At 68.6% G+C, this 21112-nt stretch carries 17 protein-coding genes; 11 read left to right on the top strand and 6 right to left on the bottom strand.

Annotated elements, in window-relative coordinates:
* Positions 1-48: 48 nt before the first annotated feature.
* Positions 49-1356 (top strand): MmgE/PrpD family protein, encoded by a 1308-nt coding sequence (locus Q0L89_RS11010; protein ID WP_296764967.1) that lies wholly within the window; start codon positions 49-51, stop codon positions 1354-1356.
* A 54-nt stretch (positions 1357-1410) separates the two neighbouring features.
* On the opposite strand, the gene Q0L89_RS11005 is transcribed toward Q0L89_RS11010, so the two are convergent.
* From Q0L89_RS11005 to Q0L89_RS10995, 3 genes are read right to left on the bottom strand one after another with little or no spacing between them, the layout of a single operon-like run.
* Positions 1411-1884, bottom strand: coding sequence for a CinA family protein (locus tag Q0L89_RS11005; protein WP_296764965.1), 474 nt, complete (start codon positions 1882-1884; stop codon positions 1411-1413).
* Positions 1884-2372: a phosphatidylglycerophosphatase A gene (locus tag Q0L89_RS11000; protein ID WP_296764963.1), complete on the bottom strand. Its 489-nt coding sequence runs from the start codon at positions 2370-2372 to the stop codon at positions 1884-1886. Before Q0L89_RS11000 ends, Q0L89_RS11005 begins: the two co-directional genes overlap by 1 nt.
* A complete protein-coding gene (locus Q0L89_RS10995; protein WP_296764961.1) occupies positions 2369-3523 on the bottom strand; it encodes a bifunctional 2-C-methyl-D-erythritol 4-phosphate cytidylyltransferase/2-C-methyl-D-erythritol 2,4-cyclodiphosphate synthase in 1155 nt (384 codons plus the stop codon). Before Q0L89_RS10995 ends, Q0L89_RS11000 begins: the two co-directional genes overlap by 4 nt.
* A 193-nt stretch (positions 3524-3716) precedes the next feature.
* On the opposite strand from Q0L89_RS10995, the gene dusB reads away from it, so the two are divergent.
* The 9 genes from dusB (at position 3717) to hflX (ending at position 15638) form a co-directional block, all read left to right on the top strand.
* Positions 3717-4700 (top strand): tRNA dihydrouridine synthase DusB, encoded by a 984-nt coding sequence (dusB, locus tag Q0L89_RS10990; protein WP_296764960.1) that lies wholly within the window; start codon positions 3717-3719, stop codon positions 4698-4700.
* A gap of 2 nt (positions 4701-4702) precedes the next feature.
* The gene (locus Q0L89_RS10985) at positions 4703-5794 is read left to right on the top strand and encodes an ATP-binding protein (RefSeq protein ID WP_296764991.1); all 1092 of its coding nucleotides are present in this window, start codon (positions 4703-4705) and stop codon (positions 5792-5794) included.
* Positions 5794-7176, top strand: coding sequence for a response regulator (locus Q0L89_RS10980; RefSeq protein ID WP_296764958.1), 1383 nt, complete (start codon positions 5794-5796; stop codon positions 7174-7176). The genes Q0L89_RS10985 and Q0L89_RS10980 overlap by 1 nt, the downstream gene beginning before the upstream one ends.
* A 140-nt stretch (positions 7177-7316) precedes the next feature.
* Positions 7317-9593, top strand: coding sequence for a PAS domain-containing sensor histidine kinase (locus tag Q0L89_RS10975; protein WP_296764990.1), 2277 nt, complete (start codon positions 7317-7319; stop codon positions 9591-9593).
* Positions 9586-11004: a sigma-54 dependent transcriptional regulator gene (locus Q0L89_RS10970; protein ID WP_296764956.1), complete on the top strand. Its 1419-nt coding sequence runs from the start codon at positions 9586-9588 to the stop codon at positions 11002-11004. Before Q0L89_RS10975 ends, Q0L89_RS10970 begins: the two co-directional genes overlap by 8 nt.
* An 81-nt stretch (positions 11005-11085) precedes the next feature.
* Entirely contained in the window at positions 11086-12462 is a 1377-nt protein-coding gene (trkA, locus tag Q0L89_RS10965) for a Trk system potassium transporter TrkA (RefSeq protein WP_296764953.1), read from the top strand.
* A 2-nt stretch (positions 12463-12464) separates the two neighbouring features.
* Positions 12465-13979 carry a potassium transporter TrkG gene (locus tag Q0L89_RS10960; protein ID WP_296764951.1) on the top strand — a complete coding sequence of 505 codons (1515 nt, stop codon included), beginning with the start codon at positions 12465-12467 and terminating at the stop codon, positions 13977-13979.
* A gap of 145 nt (positions 13980-14124) precedes the next feature.
* Positions 14125-14364 (top strand): RNA chaperone Hfq, encoded by a 240-nt coding sequence (gene hfq / locus Q0L89_RS10955; protein ID WP_296764948.1) that lies wholly within the window; start codon positions 14125-14127, stop codon positions 14362-14364.
* Positions 14361-15638, top strand: a complete 1278-nt coding sequence (hflX, locus tag Q0L89_RS10950) for a GTPase HflX (RefSeq protein WP_296764945.1) — start codon at positions 14361-14363, stop codon at positions 15636-15638. Before hfq ends, hflX begins: the two co-directional genes overlap by 4 nt.
* Positions 15639-15652: 14 nt before the next feature.
* On the opposite strand, the gene Q0L89_RS10945 is transcribed toward hflX, so the two are convergent.
* Positions 15653-16942, bottom strand: coding sequence for an MFS transporter (locus tag Q0L89_RS10945; protein WP_296764943.1), 1290 nt, complete (start codon positions 16940-16942; stop codon positions 15653-15655).
* Positions 16943-17085: 143 nt separating this feature from the next.
* Positions 17086-19563: a penicillin acylase family protein gene (locus Q0L89_RS10940; protein WP_296764940.1), complete on the bottom strand. Its 2478-nt coding sequence runs from the start codon at positions 19561-19563 to the stop codon at positions 17086-17088.
* 80 nt (positions 19564-19643) lie between these two features.
* Here Q0L89_RS10940 and Q0L89_RS10935 point away from each other — a divergent pair, with 80 nt between their 5' ends.
* The gene (locus Q0L89_RS10935) at positions 19644-20516 is read left to right on the top strand and encodes an NAD(P)-dependent oxidoreductase (protein ID WP_296764937.1); all 873 of its coding nucleotides are present in this window, start codon (positions 19644-19646) and stop codon (positions 20514-20516) included.
* Positions 20517-20605: 89 nt separating this feature from the next.
* Here the strand turns inward: Q0L89_RS10935 and Q0L89_RS10930 are convergent.
* Positions 20606-21112, bottom strand: a 507-nt coding sequence (locus Q0L89_RS10930; RefSeq protein ID WP_296764934.1) for a YitT family protein, incomplete at its 5' end; no start/stop codon positions are given.

The raw sequence follows: 21112 nt of genomic DNA, 5'->3' as shown, positions 1-21112 counted from the left end.
TGCCCGTGCCCCCCTCACGCCATGTCCACGACAGGAGCCTTGATCGCCATGACATCGCCCACCGACCGCCTTGCCGGCTTCGCTGCTACCACGCGCCACGCCGATCTGCCCGACAGCGCGCGCGCGGTGCTGCGCCTGTCGCTGCTCGATGTCGCGGCGGTGGCCATCGCCGGGCGGAACGAGCCGGTGGCGCGTATCACCCGCGACACGGCCCTGGCCGAGGCCGGCGTCCCGCGCGCCAGCCTGGCGGGCCATGCCACCCGCCTGCCACCGCGCGCCGCGGCGCTGGTCAACGGCACCACCGCGCACGCGCTGGATTACGACGACACCCATTTCGCCCATATCGGCCACCCCTCGGCGGCGGTGATCCCGGCGGCGCTGGCGCTGGCCGAGGATCGCGGCACCGGCTGGGCCGAGTTCGAGGCGGCGGCGCTGATCGGGGTCGAGGCGTCGATCCGGGTGGGGCTTTGGCTGGGCCGGGCGCATTACCAGCACGGCTTTCACCAGACCGGCACCGCCGGGGCCTTCGGCGCGGCGCTGGCGGCGGCGCGCATCGTCGGGCTGTCGCAGGATCAATGCGCGATGACGCTGGGCCTCGTGGCGGCGCGGGCCTCGGGGCTCAAGGCGCAGTTCGGGACCATGGCCAAACCGCTGGCGGCGGGGATCGCGGCGGCGAACGGGGTCGAGGCGGCGCTTCTGGTCGAGCGAGGATTCGTCGCCAACCCGCACGCATTGGAAGCGGCGCAGGGCTTCGGCCCCACCCATGCCGGCGTCGCCGATGCCACGGCCTTCGACGGGTTGGGGCAGGATTGGCTGTTCGAGGGCGTCAGCCACAAGTTCCACGCCTGCTGTCACGGGCTGCATGCCTGCCTGGAGGCCGCGCGCAGCCTTGGCGCGGTTGACGCCGACAGTATCGCGGCGATTGCCGTGGCCACCCATCCGCGTTGGCTGAGCGTGTGCAACCAGCCCGCGCCCACCACCGGGCTGGGCGCCAAGTTCAGCTATGCCACCGTGCTGCCGATGCATTTGCTGGGCTTTGATACCGCCGATCTGGGCAGCTACACCGACGCGCTTTGCGCCGACCCGGGCTTGCGCGCGTTGCGTGATCGCGTGAGCGTCACCGCCGACGACACCCTGCCCGAGACCGCCGCGCGCCTGCGCGTCGATCTGTCGGGCGGCGAGGCGCTGGAGGCCACCCACGACCTAGCCGCGCCGATGCCGCTTGACGCGCGGCAGGCACGGGTGCGCGCCAAGGCGACGGCGCTGCTGGGCGACGGGCCGGCGGGGCGGCTGTGGGACCTGGCCGGCGGGGCGGACTGTGTCACGGGCTTTGCCCGGGCGCTGCGCGAGGCATAGGGGCGGCGCCAGCGTACACTGCGTCGGTACAATTCGTACAAGCGCGCGATCCGCTCAACCCGCCCGCGCCGCCGCGATCAGCATGTCGAGCGCATGATCGCACGCCGCGCGGCGCACCGCGTCGCGGCCCCGCGCGCCGAACTCGACCGTCTCCGATTGCACGCCCGAAGGCCCCGCCAGCCCGAAACAGACCCGGCCCTCGGGCTTGAACTCGGACCCGCCCGGCCCGGCGATGCCGCTGACTGAAACCGCCACGTCGGCGTCGGACGCGGCCAGCGCCCCGCGCGCCATTTCCTGCACCACCTGTTCGGACACGGCGCCATGTGCTTCGAGCGTTTCAGGATCGACGCCCAGCAACTCGGTCTTGGCGGCGTTGGTGTAGGTGACGAACCCGCGCTCGAACACCGCCGAGGAGCCGGCCACATCGGTGATCGCCACCGCCACCATGCCGCCCGTGCAGCTTTCGGCGGTCGCGATATACCAGCCCAAGTCACTGTAAAGCCTCAGTATATCATCGGCGCGGGCCATCACACCAGCACCCCGTGCGAAAGGGCCGCGGCGGCGACGACGACGGCGGCGGCCAGCGCCCCGGCGATGATGTCGTCAAGCATCACGCCAAGCGCATCGTTGCGCCGGTCGGCCCAGCCCACCGGCCCCGGTTTCCAGATGTCGAACAGGCGGAAGGCGGCGAACGCGGTGATCCAGCCCGGCCACAGCGCCAACGGCGCCGCGCCCACATGCGCCGCCCCGATCAGGACCGGCGCCAGCGCCAGCCACTGGCCCGCGACCTCGTCGATGACGATTTCCGAGGGGTCGTGATCGGCCGCGCCGGCGGTGTCGGCCCGCGTTGCCCACCACCCCAGCGGCATCACCAGTGCCAGCGCCGCGAGGAACACCCAGACCCCGCCCACCGTATAGATAACCCAGGCCACCGGCAGCGCCGCGAGCGAGCCCCAGGTGCCCGGCGCGGGCCGCAGGTGGCCAACGTAGAAGAAGGTCGCGATCATGTGTATCATGGTCTCATCACCGTTGCCGCGGCCTGCGCCGCGATGCCCTCCCCGCGGCCGGTAAATCCCAGCCGCTCGCTGGTGGTGGCCTTGACCGAAACGCGCCCCGCGTCAAGCCCGGCGATGGCGGCGAGCCTCTCGCGCATGGCGTCGGCATGGGGGCCGACCTTGGGGCGTTCGCAGATCAGCGTGCAGTCGATGTGGGTGACGCGGTAGCCGCGCGCGCGCACCTCGTCCATGGCGTGGCGCAGGAAGATGTGGCTCTCGGCGCCTTTCCAGCGCGCCTCGGAGGGTGGGAAATGGCGCCCGATATCGCCCAGGGCCAGCGCTCCGTACAGCGCATCTGTGATCGCGTGCATGCCGACATCGGCGTCCGAGTGCCCTTGCAGCCCCCGGTCGTGCGGCACCGCCACCCCGCACAGCATGACGTGGTCACCCGGTCCGAAACGATGGACATCATAGCCGGTGCCGGTGCGGATATCGAAGTCGGATGATGGGCCGCTGCGCTGCCGGTCGCGCAGGATGCGCGCGGCGCGGTCGAAATCGGCGGCGGTGGTGATCTTGAGGTTGTCGGCGTCACCGGGCACGATGGCAACCTCGATGCCGGCGGCGCGGGCCACCTCGACATCGTCGGCGGCGTCGCCGGCGTGGGCGGCATGTGCGTTGCGGATCGCCGCGAAATCGAACCCCTGCGGAGTTTGCGCGCGCCACAGCCCGTCGCGCGGCTGGATGCCGGCGACGTGGCCCGCATCGCCACGCCACAGCGCGTCGCTGACCGCCACCGCGGGTGCGGCGGCGGCGCTGTCGTCCAGCGCGTCGATCACTGCCGTGATAAGGGCCGGGGTCACGCAGGGGCGCGCGACGTCGTGGACAAGCACCTTGTCCACGCCGCGACCATCGAGTGCCTCAAGCCCCGCCCTGACCGAGTCCGCGCGCGTGTCGCCGCCGGCCGCGGTGATCAGGCCATCGGCCGGGGCGACAAGGCCCATCTCGTCGGGCTGCAGAACCAGCGCGATCACCTCGATCGCCGGCGCGGCGCGAAATGCCCGCAACGTCCAGTCGATTACCCGCGCACCGGCCAGGCCCTGCCATTGCTTGGCGCGCGCGCCGCCGGCGCGGGTGCCGCGCCCGGCGGCAAGGATGATGGCGGCTGTGGTCATGGCGGCGCGCCCGCGTTGTTGATCCTGCGCCCTCAATAGGGTCTGCCGGGGCCAAGGGCAATGCGGCCGGCACCGCGCCGAGTGCCTGTTTTTTGTGCATTGTGCCTCGCACGGGTCGGGCAACATGGTTTGTTTCATTGAAGCCGCGCAGCACGGCGGGTATCACGAGGCATGTTGCCCAAGGATTGAGCAAATGTCGCTGAGCATTGTTGACCGTCGTCTTTCCCCGCCAGTGCTGCTGGCGCCGATGGCGGGGATCACGGACGTGGCCTTTCGCGCGCTGGTGGCGCGCTTCGGCGCCGGGCTGGTGGTCAGCGAGATGGTCGGCAGTCAGGAAATGGTGCAGGCCAAGCCGGGCGTGCGCGCCCGCGCCGAGCTGGGGCTGGAGCGCGCCGACACGGCCGTGCAACTGGCCGGGCGCGACCCCTACTGGATGGCCGAGGCCGCGCGCATGGTCGCCGACAATGGCGCCCGTCTCATCGACATCAACATGGGATGCCCGGCGAAAAAGGTAGTCGGCGGGCTTTCTGGGTCGGCATTGATGCGCGAGCCCGATCACGCCCTGCGCCTGATCGAGGCGGTGGTGGGCGCGGTCGACATTCCGGTGACGCTCAAGACCCGGCTGGGCTGGGACGACGACAGCCGCAACGCGCCGCATCTCGCCCGCCGGGCCGAGGATGCCGGGGTGCGCATGGTCACCATCCACGGGCGCACCCGCTGCCAGTTTTACAAGGGGCGGGCCGACTGGGCCGCGATCGCGGCTGTCAGACGGGCGGTGTCGATCCCGGTGGTGGCCAATGGCGACATCGTCGACGGTGCCTCGGCGCGAACCGCGCTGGCGCTGTCGGGCGCCGGCGGCGTGATGGTGGGCCGCGGTGCGCAGGGGCGGCCCTGGCTGCTGGCGCAGATCGCGCACGCACTGGGGCAGGGGCCGGCGCCGGTGGTGCCGCGTGGGCGCGCGCTGGCCGACCTGGTGGCCGGGCATTACGAGGCGATGCTGTCCTTTCACGGCGCCGAACTGGGGCGCCGCGTGGCGCGCAAGCACCTGGGCTGGTACATGGACGACGCCGGCACGCCGCCGGCGCTGCGCCGCGAGGTGCTGACCGCCGATCAACCCGCGCAGGTGCTGCGGCTGCTGCCCGCGGCGCTTGGCGCCGGGCAGAGGGCGGCGGCATGAGCATGGGCGAGGACGTGGCGCTGTGGTCGTCGCTGCCGCTTCCGGGGCTGCTGCTGGACCCCGATGATCGCATCGCCGATATCAACCCGGCGGCCGAAGGGTTTCTCAACGCGTCCGCACGGGCGCTGGCCGGGCAGCCGGTCTGGGACAAGGTGATGGTGGATGCGCCGCTCGACGCGGCCTTTGCGCGGGCGCGCAGCAGCGCGTCGCCGCTGTTCGTCAACGATGTCGATGTCGGCACCGGCGAGCGTCCGCCGACCCAGTGCAACCTGTCGGTGGCGCCGTTGCAGGACCGTCCCGGGTACATGCTGCTGCTGATTTCGCCGCGCGAACTGGCCGGGCGCATCACCCAGACCCAGAGCGTGAAATCGGCGGCGAAATCGGCCATCGGCATGGCCGAGATGCTGGCGCACGAGATCAAGAACCCGCTGGCGGGTATCACCGGCGCGGCGCAACTGCTGTCGATGAACCTCGGGCCCGAGGACCTGGAACTGACCGACCTGATCGTGTCCGAAAGCCGCCGCATCGTCGGCCTGCTGGAACAGGTCGAACAATTCGGCAACCTGTCGCCACCCGACCGGCAACCGATCAACCTGCACGACGTGCTGGACCGCGCGCGCCGCTCGGCCGAGCTGGGCTTTGCTGGGGCGATGCGCTTCGAGGACGACTACGACCCCTCGTTGCCGCTGGCGCTGGGCGATGCCGACCAGTTGGTGCAGGTGGTGCTGAACCTTCTCAAGAACGCCGCGCAGGCAGCGGGCGAAGGCGGCGGCACGATCCGGCTGCGAACCTATTTCGAACATTCCTTCCGCCTGCGCCGGAGCGACGGGTCGGGGCAGGCGCTGCCGCTGCAAGTCGAGGTGGCCGATGACGGGCCCGGCCTGCCCGAGGACATCAAGGGCGACATATTCGAGCCCTTCGTTTCGGGCCGCGAGAACGGCACCGGCCTGGGGCTGGCGCTGACCGCCAAGATCGTCTCGGATCACGGCGGCTGGATCTCGGTCGATTCGGTGCCGGGACGCACGGTTTTTCGCATCTCCCTGCCGATGGCGAAACCGCCCGGCGCGGGGACTGGCAGCAAGGAGAGGTCCTGATGGACGGAACCGTTCTGGTCGCCGACGACGACCGCACCATTCGCACCGTACTGACCCAGGCGCTGACGCGTGCCGGGTGCAGGGTGCACGCAACCTCCAGCCTGACGACGCTGATGCGCTGGATCGGAGAGGGCAAGGGCGACGTGGTGATCTCGGACGTGATGATGCCCGATGGCAACGGGCTGGAGATGCTGCCCCGCATCGCCGAGGACCGTCCCGGCCTGCCGGTGATCGTGATCTCGGCGCAGAACACCATCATGACCGCGATCAAGGCCGCCGAGGCCGAGGCGTTCGACTACCTGCCCAAGCCGTTCGACCTGCCCGACCTGATGAAGCGCACCGCGCGCGCGCTGGAGAGCCGCCGCCGCGCCGGGCCAGCGCCCGCGCCTGTTGGCGATGACCCGGAAGAACCCGCCGACCTGCCGCTCGTCGGCCGCACCCCGGCGATGCAGACGCTTTACCGCATGGTGGCCAAGGTCATGAATGCCGACATCCCGGTCCTGGTATCGGGTGAATCGGGGGCGGGAAAGACCCTGGTCGCGCGGGCGCTGCACGACTTCTCGGATCGGCGGACATTGCCCTTCGTGCCCGTTGGCGCGTCGGACCTGCGCGAAGTCGAGGGGCCGGCGCGGCTGCTGGCGCAGGCACGCGGCGGCACGCTGCTGTTCGACGAGATCGGCGATATCGATACGCAGGCGCAGGCACGCATCGTGCGCATGATGGATAATCCCGGCGATCACCTACCACGCTTCGTCGCCACCGCCCAGGCGGATCTGAAGCACGCGATGGAGACCGGCGCGATGCGCCAGGATCTCTACTACAGGATCAGCGCCGCGCCGCTGCATGTGCCGGCCCTGCGCGACCGCGTCGACGACATTGCGTTGCTGGCCGCGCATTTCCTCGGCCGGGCCGAGGCGCAGGGCGCCCCGCGGCGCCACCTGTCCGACGCCGGGCTGGAGCTGATGCGCAACTACAGTTGGCCCGGCAATGTGCGCCAGTTGGAGAATACCATGCGGCGTCTGATGCTGACCGCGCAGACCGACGAGATCACGCGCGCCGAGGTCGAGGCCGTCCTTGGCAGCCAGCCCGAGGCCGAGCAACTGTCGCGCGGCGACGCGGGCGCGACGCCCGAGCGCCTTTCGGGATCGGTGGAGCGGCACCTGCGGCGTTATTTCGATCTGCACGGCACCATGCTGCCGCCGCCGGGGCTATATGCCCGCGTGTTGCGCGAGGTCGAACAGCCGCTGATCGAGATCGCGCTGGAGGCCACCGGTGGCAACCAGGCCAAATGCGCCGACCTGCTCGGAATCAATCGCAATACCCTGCGCAAGAAGATCAACGACCTTGATATTCGCGTGACACGCCGTCGCAAGTTGATGTAAAACCGCAACAGAAGCGTGGCAAATCGGCGGCAGTCTGGCTGCGCTGGCTGGTGAAATCAGCGGATCGTCCCATCGACGACACGGATATTGGGGGCAACGGGCAAGTGACCCGCGGCGGGCAGAGCATCACATGGAGCCGTTTGCGCCGTCTGCGGCGGCTCAGGCGCGTGCGCAATGCCGCGACGCTGGGGCTTGTGGTGCTGGGTCCGCTGTTGGCGCTGGCCACGTTCCTGGTGCTCGGGCCGCTGGATCAGGGGGCCTCGGCGCCGGGGTTGCGGCTGGTCCTGCTGGCCGACTTCGTCTACGTTCTGCTGATCGCGGCGCTGGTGCTGCAACGGGTCGTCGCCCTGGTGGCAGCGCGGCGCGCGCGCTCGGCCGGGTCACGGCTGCACCTGCGCCTGGCGGGGGTTTTCGCGCTGCTGGCGCTGATCCCGGCGGTTTCGGTCGCGGTGTTCGCCGGGCTGACGGTGAATGTCGGGCTGGAGGGGTGGTTTTCCGATCGCGTGCGCCAGGTCGTGGGTTCGTCGCTGGCGGCGGCCGAAGCCTATGAGCAGGAACACCGCGCCGACCTGACCAAGGACGCGCAGGCGCTGGCCGGGGTGTTGAACGCGACCCGGCGCGTCGAGCAGTTCATGAGCGACGGCGACGTGCGCCAGGTGCTCAGCCAGGGGCAGGCACAGATCCAGCGCGGCCTGCGCGAGGCGTTCGTGATCGACGGCACCGGCGAAATTCGCGCGCGCGGTGAACGCTCCTACCTGTTCGATTTCGAGAAACCCGCGCCCGAGCAGATCGCGCAGGCACGCCAGGAGGGCCTGCTGATCATCGAGGATTGGGACAACAACGAGTTCCGCGCGCTGCTGCCGCTCAAAGAGTTCACTGACCGCCTGCTATACGTCAGCCGCGCGGTGGACGGCGCGCTCCTGAGCCTGCTGGACGAGACCCAGGAAACCGCGCGGTTCTACCAGCAACTCGAACGCGACCGCGGGCGGGTGCTGTTCGAGTTCGGGCTCGTCTACCTGGGCTTCGCGCTGATCCTGGTTCTGGCCGCGTCATGGCTGGGGCTGTGGTTCGCCGAGCGGCTCTCGCGCCCGGTCGGGCGGCTGACCGATGCCGCGCAGCGGGTCGGTGCCGGCGACATGGGCGTGCGCGTGATCGAGGAGGAAGGCGACGACGAAATCGCCCAACTGGGCCGCTATTTCAACCAGATGACCCGGCAACTCAAGGCGCAGCGCGACACGCTGCTGGACAATACCCACCAGATCGAACGCCGCCGCCGGCTGTTCGATTCGGTGCTCAGTTCGGTCACCTCCGGGGTTGTCGGGCTGGACAGCCGCGGGCGGGTGACCTTTGTCAACCGCTCGGCCGAGCGGCTGCTGGACTGGCACGATGACCAGCAATCGATGGCGCTGGCGGTGGCGGTGCCCGAGTTCGATCCGCTGTTCAAACGGCTGCGCAAAGGGCCGGCCGAGACCGTGCAGGAAGAGATCAAGGTCAGCCGCGGCGGCACGGTCGAGAACCTGCTGGTGCGCATGGCCACCCGCCGCAACGAGCGCGGCGAGCGCGAGGGCTACGTGGTGGCCTTCGACGACGTGACCGACCTGGTCGCGGCGCAGCGGATGGCGGCCTGGGGCGACGTGGCGCGGCGCATCGCGCACGAGATCAAGAACCCGCTCACCCCGATCCAGCTTTCGGCCGAGCGGATCAAGCGCAAGTTCCGCCGCCACTTGTCGGACAGTGATGCCGAGGCGCTGGAGGACCTGACCGGCGTGATCGTGCGCCAGACGGCCGATCTGCGCCGTATCGTGGACGAGTTTTCCAAGTTCGCACGCATGCCGGCGCCCGACCGGCAGCCCGAAAGCCTGTCCGAGTTGCTGCACGGGGCGGTGTTGCTGCAACAGTCGGGCCAGCCGGAGGTGCGCTTTTCCATGGATGTCACCGACGACCCGATGATGGCCGATCTCGATGCCACGATGATCGCGCAGGCGCTCACCAACCTGATCAAGAACGCCGGCGAAGCGATCGAGTCGCTGAAAAAGGCCGGCGCCCCCGACGGCTATACACCCGAGATCCGCGTGCGCAGCCGCCGCGACGGGGACTGGGGGGAACTGACCATCAGCGACAACGGCATCGGCCTGCCGGAGGATCGCGCGCGGCTGTTCGAACCTTACGTGACCACGCGCGAGGAGGGCACCGGCCTGGGCCTGCCGATCGTGCGCAAGATCATCGAAGAGCACGGCGGCACGCTGGCGCTGACCGATGCCGCCGTGTTCGCGGGCAACGATCACGCCGGGGCCAAGGCGGTGGTGCGTTTGCCGCTGAAGACCGACGCGGTGTCGGCGCACGAGCAAGAGCAGGAGCAGGCCGCAGCGCAGGCTGCGGACAAGACCAGTTTACGAGGGACGGGAACTGATGAGTGACATTCTGATTGTCGATGACGAGCGCGATATCCGCGAGCTGATTTCGGACATCCTCGAGGACGAGGGCTATGCCACCCGGCTGGCCGGCGACTCCGACGAGGCGATGGCCGCGATCAATGCCGAACAGCCGGCGCTCATCGTGCTGGATATCTGGCTCAAGGACAGCCGCATGGACGGGATCGATATCCTCAAGACCGTCAAGCGCGACAACCCGGGCGTGCCGGTGGTGATCATCTCGGGGCACGGCAACATCGAGATCGCGGTCGCCGCGATCAAGCAGGGCGCCTATGACTTCATCGAGAAACCCTTCAACATAGACCAGTTGCTGGTGGTCATCCGGCGCGCGATGGAAACGTCGCAGTTGCGCCGCGAAAACCAGCAACTGCGCCGCCGCGATACTGCCGAGGCGCAGATGGTGGGCAATTCAGCCACTTATCGCGCCCTGGTGGCGCAGCTCGACAAGGTGACGCGGTCGAACGGGCGGGTGATGCTGACCGGCCCCGCCGGCGCCGGCAAGGAGGTCGCGGCGCGCTACATCCACGCCCATTCCAACCGCGCCGAGGGGCCGTTCGTGACGGTGGGCTGCGCCTCGATCGAATCGGGGCGAATGGAGGAGGTCCTGTTCGGGCGCGAGGGCGCCGAGCGCGGGGTCGAGCCGGGCTTGCTGGAACAGGCGCATGGCGGCGTGATTTATTTCGACGAGGTGGCCGATATGCCGCTGGGGACGCAATCCAAGATCCTGCGGGTGCTTGTCGACCAGCAGTTCCAGCGCGTCGGCGGGGCCGACAAGGTACGCGTCGATCTGCGGGTTATTTCGTCCACCAACCGCGATCTGCAGGCCGAGATCGCCGCCGGCCGGTTCCGGCAGGAACTCTATCACCGGCTCAACGTGGTACCGATCGCGGTGCCGTCGCTGGAGGACCGGCGCGAGGACATCCCCCTTCTGGCCGAACATTTCATCCGCGATTTCCACCAAACGCAGGGCATGCCGCTGCGCGAGGTGTCGGAAGAAGCGGTGGCACTGATGCAGACCATGGTCTGGCCGGGTAATGTCAGGCAGCTACGCAACCTGGTCGAGCGCGTTCTCATCCTCGGCGAGGGCACCGAACCGATCGAGGCGCGCGAGCTGCCCGCCCCCGACGAGGAGGCGGCAAGCGATGGTGACAAGGTGGTGCTCTCGGCGGCGCTGGCGACGCTGCCGCTGCGCGAGGCCCGCGAGGCGTTCGAGCGCGAATACCTGCTGACCCAGATCAACCGTTTCGGCGGCAATATCAGCCGCACTGCCAGTTTCGTGGGCATGGAGCGCAGCGCGCTGCATCGCAAACTCAAGTCTCTGGGCGTCGTCACCGCGGGCAAGACCGGCGCGCGCGACGCCGGTATCGGCGGGTCCGAGGGCGGTCCCGGCGCCTGAGCGCGCGGGTGCGGACAAAGCAATTGACCGGGGCCGGGGCTTCTGCCATCCAATGTGCCCTGACAGCAAGGACAGGCAGCCATGAAGGTGATCATCTGCGGGGCGGGGCAGGTCGGCTGGCAGATTGCCCGGCACCTGTCGGGCGAGAAGAACGACGTCACCGTCATCGACAACAACCCCGACCTGGTGCGCCGCGCCTCCGACACGCTGGACGTGCAGGGCATCACCGGCTTTGCCAGCTACCCCGACGTGCTGGAAACCGCCGGGGCACGCGATGCGGACATGATCATCGCCGCGACCTATTCCGACGAGGTCAACATGGTCACCTGCCAGGTGGCGCATTCGGTCTTTGCCGTCCCGCGCAAGATCGCGCGCCTGCGCAGCCAGTCCTACCTGAACGCCATCTACGCCGATCTCTACCGCCGCGATCACCTGCCCATCGACGTGGTCATCAGCCCCGAGCGCGAGGTCGCCGAGGCGGCGCTGCGGCGACTGGCCTCGCCGGCCACGTTCGACACCGAGAGCTTCCTCGGCGGGCGGGCCGAACTGCTGGGCATCACGATCGACGAGGACTGCCCGGTGGTCAACACGCCATTGCGGCAGTTGACCGATCTGTTTTCGACCCTACGCGCCGTCGTCGTCGGCGTGCGCCGCGACGGGCGGCTGTTCGCGCCCGAGCCCGGTGACCAGCTTTTCGTCGGCGATGCCTGCTACGTCTTCGCGGTCAACGAGGATATCACCCGAACGCTGGAAATCTTCGGCAAGAAGCCCCGCAAACAGGAGCGCGTGGTGATCATCGGCGGCGGCAACGTGGGGCTGGCGGTGGCGCGCGGGCTGGAAGCGCGCGCCACGCGGATCCGTGCCAAGGTGATCGAGAAATCGCGCGACCGGGCCGAACGCGCCGCCGACGCGCTGGAACGGACGATCGTTCTGAACGGCGACGGGTTGGACGTGGGGTTGCTGGCCGAGGCCGGCATCGCGCGCGCCGACGCGGTGCTGTGCGTCACCGACGACGACAAGACCAACCTGCTGGCCGCGGTACGCGCCAAATCCGAAGGCTGCCCGATGGCCGTGGCGCTGATCAACGATCCCACCCTGACGCCGCTGATGGGGCCGCTGGGCATCGACGCCTACATCAACCCGCGGGCAACCACCGTCAGCTCGATTCTGCGCCATATCCGCCACGGGCGCGTGCGCGGGGTCTATTCCATCGGCGATGCCGAGGCGGAGGTGATCGAGGCCGAGGTGCTGTCGACGTCGCCGATCGCGGGCAAGCGCGTGCGCGACATCGAGTTCCCCGAGGGCGTGCTGGTGGGCGGCATCCTCAAGGGCGACAAGGTCGTGCGCCCCACGGGCAGCACGCGCATCGACGAACGCGACGTGATCGCGTTGTTTTCCAAGGCGTCGGACGTGCCTGAGGTCGAGCGGCTCCTCCAGGTTTCGATCGATTATTTCTGACCATGCCCGCGGCGCTGATCAACCTTCCGCTGCTGGTACTGCTGATCGGAATCGGCCTGGTCGCGATGTACGTGCCGGCGCTGCATGCGCTGACCCTGTCCAGCCATGCCGAGGCGCGCGCCTTCTTCTACTCGGGCACGCTGGGGTTGATGATCCTGGCCATGGTGGTGGTGGCGCTTTCCGGTCGGACGCGGGCGCGCGCGACGATGCACAACCTGTTGGCGTTGCTGGGCGCTTTCGCGGTCCTGCCGGTGATCCTGGCGGTGCCCTTCTTCGAGGCGTTGAAGACGACGAGCTTTCTGAATGCCTATTTCGAGATGGTTTCGTGCCTGCCGACGACCGGCGCGGTGCTGTTCGACCCGGGCCGACTCAGCCCGACGCTGCACCTGTGGCGCGCGATGGTGGGCTGGATGGGCGGTCTGCTGATGTGGGTGTCGGCGGTGGCGATCCTGGCGCCGCTCAACCTGGGCGGTTTCGAGGTCACAGCCACCGGGCAGCCCCCCCGCCACGATACCGGCTGGCAGCAGGGCGAACGCGCCGACCCGCAGCACCGGGTGGTGCGGGCGGCCCGTATGCTGGTGCCGGTCTATGCCGGGCTCACCGCGGTCTTGTGGATCTGCCTGGTGATCGCCGGCGATGGCGGGCTTGTCGCTTTCAGCCGGGCGGCCGGGGTCATGGCGACCAGCGGGATCACCCCGCTGGCCCACGGCGCCGCGTCGGGGTCCGGGCTGTGGGGCGAGGTGCTGCTGGCGATCTTCCTGCTGTTCGCGCTGTCGCGGGTGACGTTTTCGCGCGACACGCGCGTCGTCGGCACGCCCGGCGTGCATTCCGACCCCGAGTTCCGCCTCGGGTTCATCATCGCGATCACGGTGCCTGCCGTGTTGTTCCTGCGGCACTGGGCCGGCGCGATCGAGGTCGATAGCGCCGCGAACAGCGTCTCGGCGCTGCGGGCGCTGTGGGGCGGGGTGTTCACGGTGCTGTCGTTCCTGACCACGACCGGGTTCGAGAGCAGCGAGTGGGAGGCCGCGCGCGACTGGTCGGGGCTGGACACCACGGGGCTGATTTTCATGGGGCTGGCGATGGTCGGCGGTGGCGTGGCCACAACGGCGGGCGGTATCAAGCTGTTGCGGGTCTGGGCGCTTTACCTCAGTTCCCTGCGCGAGATGGAACGGCTCGTGCATCCCAGCTCGATCGGACGCGCGCGCGCCAACAATCGGCGCATGCGTCGCCAGGGGGCATATATCGCGTGGCTGTTCCTGATGCTTTTCGCGCTTACACTGGCGGTGCTGATCCTGGTTCTCGCGGCGCTCGGGCAGAGCTTCAATCATGCCACGGTGCTGGCCGTCGCCGGGCTGTCGACGACCGGGCCTCTGATCGGCTTCGCGCCGGATGTGCCCATCGTTCTGGCCGACATCGGCGCGGCGGCCAAGCTGGTGCTGTGCGCCGCGATGGTGATGGGGCGGCTGGAGACGCTGGCGGTCATTGCGCTGGCGCTCAGCGGTATCTGGCGCGAATAGCGCCGCCGCGGCCGATTGCACTCTATCGGAGCATGAATTTTGGGGCTGGAAACTCGTATCATGGCGCGACATACTCGACGCAAAGCGATGCGCTCCGGCACGCGGCGGCGGGCCGGTATTTGCGGGCAAGAACAAAGGGTTTCAAATGGCTTCCGACAAACAGAATCTACAGGACGCATTCCTCAATCACACGCGGAAGACGAAAATCCCGGTCACCATCTTCCTCATCAACGGGGTGAAGTTGCAGGGGGTGATTACCTGGTTCGACAATTTCTGCGTCCTGCTGCGCCGCGACGGGCAATCGCAGCTTGTCTACAAGCACGCGATTTCCACGATCATGCCGGCGCAGCCCATCAATCTTTATGACGGCGACGACTCCAATTGAGCGATGAAGACCGTGTCGCCACGCGGGCCTGGGTGCTGCATCCCGATCTGAAATCGGACAGGGAGCGGCGCGACCCCGCCTATGCGCTGGATGAGGCGGTGTCGCTGGCCCGGGCGCTGCCGGGGCTGGAGGTAAGCGGCGCCCAGGTGGTGCCGGTGGCGCGCGCGCATCCCGGCACCCTGTTCGGCAAGGGCAAGGTCGCCGAGATCAAGGCCGGCCTCGCCGCCGCCGAGGTCGAACTGGTGCTGGTCGACGGGCCGGTGACCCCGGTGCAGCAACGCAACCTGGAAAACGCCTGGGGGGTCAAGTTGCTCGACCGCACCGGGTTGATCCTGGAAATATTCTCGGATCGGGCGCGCACCCGCGAGGGGGTGTTGCAGGTCGAGATGGCGCATCTGAGCTACCAGCGCACGCGGCTGGTGCGGGCCTGGACCCACCTGGAGCGACAGCGCGGCGGGCTGGGCTTCGTCGGTGGCCCCGGCGAGACGCAGATCGAGGCCGACCGTCGCGCCATCGACGAACAGATCGTGCGCCTGCGCCGGCAGCTCGACAAGGTGGTGAAAACCCGCGCGCTGCACCGCGCGGCACGCGCCAAGGTGCCTTTCCCGGTGGTCGCGCTCGTGGGCTATACCAATGCCGGAAAGTCGACGCTGTTCAACCGGCTCACGGGGGCGCGGGTGATGGTGCGCGACATGCTGTTTGCCACGCTCGACCCGACCATGCGCGCGGTGCGGCTGCCGGACGGTGGGCCCGAGGTGATCCTGTCCGACACGGTCGGATTCATCAGCGACCTGCCGACCGAACTGGTTGCCGCCTTCCGCGCCACGCTGGAGGAGGTGCTGGGCGCCGACCTGATCGTGCATGTGCGCGACATCAGCCACCCCGAGACCGACGAGCAGGCCGAGGATGTGCGCCGCATCCTCGCCGATCTGGGCGCGCGCGACGAGACGCCGCTGATCGAGCTGTGGAACAAGATCGACCTGCTGCCTCGGGAGGCGCGCGAGGCGGTGCAGGCACGCGCCGGGCGCCTGCCGGATGTCTGCGCGATATCGGCCGAGACCGGCGAGGGGATGGAGACGTTCCTCGAGTTGGCCACCCGCGCGCTGGAGGCCGAGCGCCACGTTACCCACCTGGACCTGCCCTTTACCGAGGGACGCAAGCGCGCCTGGCTGCACGAACAGGGCGTGGTCGAGCACGAGGTGCAGACCGAGACTGGCTTTGCGCTGAGCGTGCGCTGGACGGCGCGGCAGGAACAGCGTTTTCGCGACCTGTGAAAGGGCCACGCGGTTCAGTCGCGGGCGTCGGTGTCGCGCTGTAGCTGAGCCTGTTCTTCGGCCTGTTCCTCGGCCTGTTCGATATACCAGTCCTGTGCGGCGTTGACCGCCACCGGCGAGGCCGTGGGCATCACGCCCACGTAGGCGCCGGTTTCGTCAACCGGCACCGAGGCCCGGCGCGTCATCCGCCACAGGGCATAGACGGCAATGGCGACAAACAGCAGCAATATGAACAGCCAGAAGCCCCGGGGCCCGACCCAATCCATCAACTGTCCGGTGACCAGGGGCCCGGTGATCGCGCCCATGCCGTAAATGAACACCAACCCGCCGGAGGCGGCCGGCATGTCCTCGATTTCGAGAGTGTCGTTGGCGTAGGCGATGAGCAGCGAATAAAGCGGGTTCGCCATGCCGCCCAGGAAGAAGGCCACGACCAGCAGCACCGGGAACGCCGCGCCGCCCAGGAACCCGGCCAGGCCCGCCGCGGCGCCGATCACCGCTACCCCGCAGATCAGCTTGCGCCGGTCCATGCGGTCGGACAGCCAGCCGACCGGGAACTGCAGAACCAGCGACCCGGTGAAGATGGTCGCGACGAAAACAGAAATCTGTGCCACGCTCAGCCCTGCCGCCGCCCCGTAGACCGACGCCATGCCGAACTGTGCGGCGAAGATCCCGCCGAGGAGAATCATGCCGATCGACGCCAGCGGCGAGTTGACCAACAGGCTGCGCAGGCTCATCGGCTTGGCGGTGTCGAAGGCCGGGGTGGGCGTGATCGACAGAAGGATCGGTGCCACCGCCAGCGACACCAGGATCGAGGGCAGGATGAACAGTACGAAACCGCCCGCGTCGCCCACGTTCATGAGGCCCTGCGCGGTGACCATGCCGGCCATCTGCGCGATCATGTAGGCCGACAGGGTCTGGCCGCGGGTCTCGTTGGTGGCGGCGTTGTTGAGCCAGCTTTCGGCGGTGACGTAAACCCCCGACAGGCAGAACCCGAGCGCCACCCGCAGCAGCGTCCAAGCCCATGGATCGGCCAGCACCGGCAGGGCGATCAGCCCCGCCGACAGGAACGACGCCAGCGCTGCGAACACCCGCACATGGCCGACCCGGCGGATCATCCCCGGTGCCATCCGCGACCCGGCCAGAAAGCCCAGGAAATAGGCCGACGTGATGATCGACAGATCAAGCGTCGAGAACCCCTCGATATTGCCGCGCACACCGATCAGGGTCGCCTGCATGCCGTTGCCGATCATGATCAGCGCCATACCCAGCAACAGCGCCCAGACACTTGCCAGAACCTGGATCATCGGGCGGGTCCTTTCCGGGGTCAACGGGATGTGCGGGCGAACGGTGCTTGCCTCGCCCTAGCGCACGGCGGCGCCACGCATCCTGCCTGAACGCGACAGGCTGTTCAATGCGCGACAGTTTCCTGCGTGCGCTTGCGGTCTGCTCAGGGCTGGCCGGGCTCCAGCCGGGTAATGCCGACGGTCGCGGCGCGCGCCAGGTCGCTATCCAGCGACATCGGCACGTACTCGCCGCGCCGCCACAACACGCCGAGGTTGTCGTAATAGCGCGACAGGAAATGCCCCGACTGACCGGTCGAGGTGACGAAGACCGAGCTGTCGGGATCGGTGAAATCGTAGACGCCGCGATAGCCGGCGGCGTGCACGTTCTGGAACGCATCCCCCCCCGAACCGCCGCGCGTGCGCCCGCGCAGCAAGGTGTTGTCGCCGCCCGAGGTGGATTGCCGGATGTTCACGAAATAGCGCAGCAGCGGCACCTTGCCCAGGGTCTGGTGGTCGTGGGTGGCTTGGTGGGCATTGCCCCAACGCAGCGATTCCAGCGTTGTGCCATAGGTCTCGCCCAGCCAGGTCAGCGCGTCGTCGAGCGCCATGCGCGCCATGTCGGTGCAGGTCTCTTCCGGTGCGCTCTGGATCACGTCGCACCATTGCGCGGCGCCGTCCACATCGCGGAAAACCCGCTCGATGAACAGCGGCTCGACATGGGTGAAGTCGCGCGCCAGCGGCCCCAGCTCGTCGCGGATGAGCCGATCCTGCAAGGCGCGCATCCATGCGGCGTAGATCAACGGCTCGGGCAGGTGTTCGTTCATCTCGCCGTTCCAGTCGGCCAGGAGATCGAGTGCGCGCTGCCGGCGCCGCGCATCGGTGCCTTCGGGCGCGGCTTCGCCGGTGAACCACAGATCGGCGCCGACCAGCGGCAGCAGGGCGCGCGCGGTAAAGCTGACGGTGTCGAGCTGCGCCTCGATGAAGCTGTCGCGCGTATGCACACGTCGCGCCTGCATCAGCCGCCGCCAGCGCTGGATGCGCTGGCTGTCGCCCCACTTGTAGCTGACATGCAGCGGGAACGGCCGGTCGACGGTCTTGTTGTTGGTGTTGCCGACGATGCCGCCTTCGGGGTTGATGAATTCGGGATTGGCGCTGTAGGGCAGCATGCCCTGCCAGCGATTGCGTTCCAGCCACCCGGGCGCGGGAATGCGCCCCTTGCTCTGGTGGTTGGCGCTGCGTCGCGGCATCGCGCCGATGGTCTTCATGGCGATCTGCACGCCGTCGGCCAGCACCAGGTTCTGCGACGGCGCGACGTAGCCTTCTGCCGTCGCCAGAGCGTCCTGGACCGTGCGCGCGCCCATCATCCGCAGCGCCGCCTGGATCGTGGTGTCGGCGTCGCTCAGCGCCGTCCATGCCAATGCCGCGACGTGGCCCTCGGGCGTGATGCCTTCGAGGTTGTAGTGCGTGCCCGGCAGGACCGGGCCGTTGTCGGTCCAGCGCAGGGTCAGGGTGATTGGCTCGGCATCCTTGATGCGGATGATCGAACGGGTGGTGCGGAACTGTTTGAACCCGTCGGGCGTCAGGTATTGCGACGGGTCATCGGGGTCGAGCTTTTCGATCAGAACGTCCTGGTCGTCGAGGTAGGACGACGTGATCGCCCAGCCCAGATCCTCGGACCGGCCCGACAGGATGGCCGGGATTCCCGGAATCGTGCCGCCGATCACGCCGCCGGTGCCCAGTTCGAGCCGCGCGAGATACCAGATCGACGGCGCGCTCAGTCCCAGATGCGGATCGCCGGCCAGCAATGCCCCCCCCGTCGCCGACCGGTCCGGCGCCGCCGCCCAGGCGTTCGAAGCGCCGGCGAGGGCCGGCGGCTTGACCGGCGACAGTGGGTCGAGGGGGGGCGTGACCCGGGCGGTGTTGCGCGGCAGGCCCGGCGCGTCGAGGAGGGCTGCGTAATCGGGCAGGGCGGCGATGCCGTTGCCGGGCGCCTCGGGCAGGATGTCGCTCAGCCGGTCTTCGTCACCCAGGGCCAGCGATGTGCGCGCGCGGATCACCTCCTGGCCAAGGTGCCCCGACAATTGCAGCGCCATCAGCTTGAGCATCGCGACCGAATCGGCGGGCTGCCACGGCGCCACGGGCACGTTGAACAGGAACATCTCGGGCGCGCCGCGCCCCAGGGCATCGCGGTTGATCTCGTCCAGCCGGGCGTTGACCCCGCGCGCGTAGGCCTCCAGCGCCGCCAGCGTGTCGTCGTCGAGCGCCGCGACCGAGCGCTGCGCCAGCTTGTAAAGGTCGAGCCGGCGGATGAGCCTGTCGATCTTCACGGTGCGTTTGCCGAACACCTCCGACAGGCGACCCTGCACGGTGCGGCGCATGGTGGTCATCTGCCACAGGCGATCCTGCGCATGGGCATAGCCCAGCCCGAAGAACACGGCTTCGTCGTTGGCGGCAAAGACGTGCGGCACGTTGGAATGGTCGCGCACGATCTCGACCGGCGTCGCGATGCCGTCGACCTGCAGGGTCTTGTCATAATCGGGCAGGGACCGTGACGCGAAGTAATACGCCGCCGACAGCGCCAGCACCGCAATCACGACCAATGCGACAGCGATGCGCATCAGCCATCGGATCAGACGCAGCATGAAAACTCCCAGCCAAGACTTGCCATCGCCGTCGTTGCTAGCCACAAATTGCGTCGAACACAAATGCAAGGGGACGAACAATGGCAAAACTGGCGTTTCTGGGTCTTGGCACCATGGGCTACCCGATGGCCGGGCACCTTCGGGCCGCGGGGCACGAGGTGACGGTCTACAACCGCACTGCCGCGAAGGCGGAGAAATGGGTTGCCGAACACGGCGGCGCCATGGCCGCGACCCCGCGCGACGCCGCCGAGGGGGCCGATTTCGTGATGGCCTGTGTGGGCAATGACGACGACCTGCGCAGCATCTGCCTGGGCGACGACGGGGCTTTTGCCGGCATGGGCCGCGGCGCGATCTTCGTCGATCACACGACGGTGTCGGCCGAGGTCACGCGCGACCTCTACCAGGCGGCGCAGGCGCAGGGCCTGTCGTTCGTCGACGCGCCGATCTCGGGCGGGCAGGCAGGGGCCGAGAACGGTGCGCTGTCGGTGATGTGCGGCGGCGATGCGGGCGCCTATGACGCGGCCGAGCCGGTGATCGGCACCTACGCGAAAATGTGCCGGCGCATCGGCGAGTCGGGCGCCGGGCAGATGACCAAGATGTGCAACCAGATCGCTATCGCGGGGGTCTTGCAGGGGCTGTCGGAATCGCTCCATTTCGCGCAGAAGGCCGGGCTTGACGGGCGCGCCGTGGTCGAGGTGATCAGCAAGGGCGCCGCCGGCAGTTGGCAGATGGACAACCGCCATGAAACCATGCTCGACGATGCGTTCGATCACGGCTTCGCCGTCGACTGGATGCGCAAGGATCTGGGCATCTGCCTCGCGGCGAGCGACGAGGTGGGCGCCAGCCTGCCGGTCACCGCGTTGATCGACCAGTTCTACAAGGAGGTGCAGGCCATGGGCGGCGGCCGCTGGGATACCTCCAGCCTGATCCGGCGGCTGCGCGCGCTGTCCTGACGCGATATGTGCTTCATCTTTCGCCAAGTACTCCGGGGGGAATCGCGGCGTCCGCCGCGATGGGGGGCAGCGCCCCCCCGCGCCCGCGGTCAGGTGGCGACGTACCAGTCGCGCCGGTGATTGATCGCGATGGTCAAGTTCACCACCACCGCGCCCAGTATCGACAGCGCCAGCGCCGGCGTGTCGATCACGAAGAACGCCACCGCGAAGAGGCCCGCGTCGAACAAAAGCTGCGTATACCCCGCCCGGAACCCGGTGCTGTCTTGCAGATAAAGCGCCAGGATGCCCACGCCGCCCAGGCTGGCGCCGTGGCGAAACAGCGCCAGCAGGCCCGCCCCGGTCATCATCCCGAACAGGATGGCGCCCGGCACCGGCGCCAGGGACGCGATGGTGAACCACCCGGGGATCAGGATGCTGAACAGTGACATCAGTCCCACCGCGGCAAAGGTCTTGAGCGTGAAGGCCAGCCCCATCCGCCGCAGCGCCAGCCAGTAGAACGGCAGGTTGATGACGAAAAACACCGGCCCGAACCCGTAGCCGGTGACGTAGGACAGCAGCACCGCCAGCCCCGCTGTCTGGCCCGTCACCAGGCCCAG

The sequence above is a fragment of the Sediminimonas sp. genome, assembly GCF_024637375.1.
Classification (GTDB): domain Bacteria; phylum Pseudomonadota; class Alphaproteobacteria; order Rhodobacterales; family Rhodobacteraceae; genus Sediminimonas.
The sequence above is the reverse complement of the archived record's forward strand: the minus strand, read 5'-3'. Positions and strand labels throughout refer to the sequence as shown.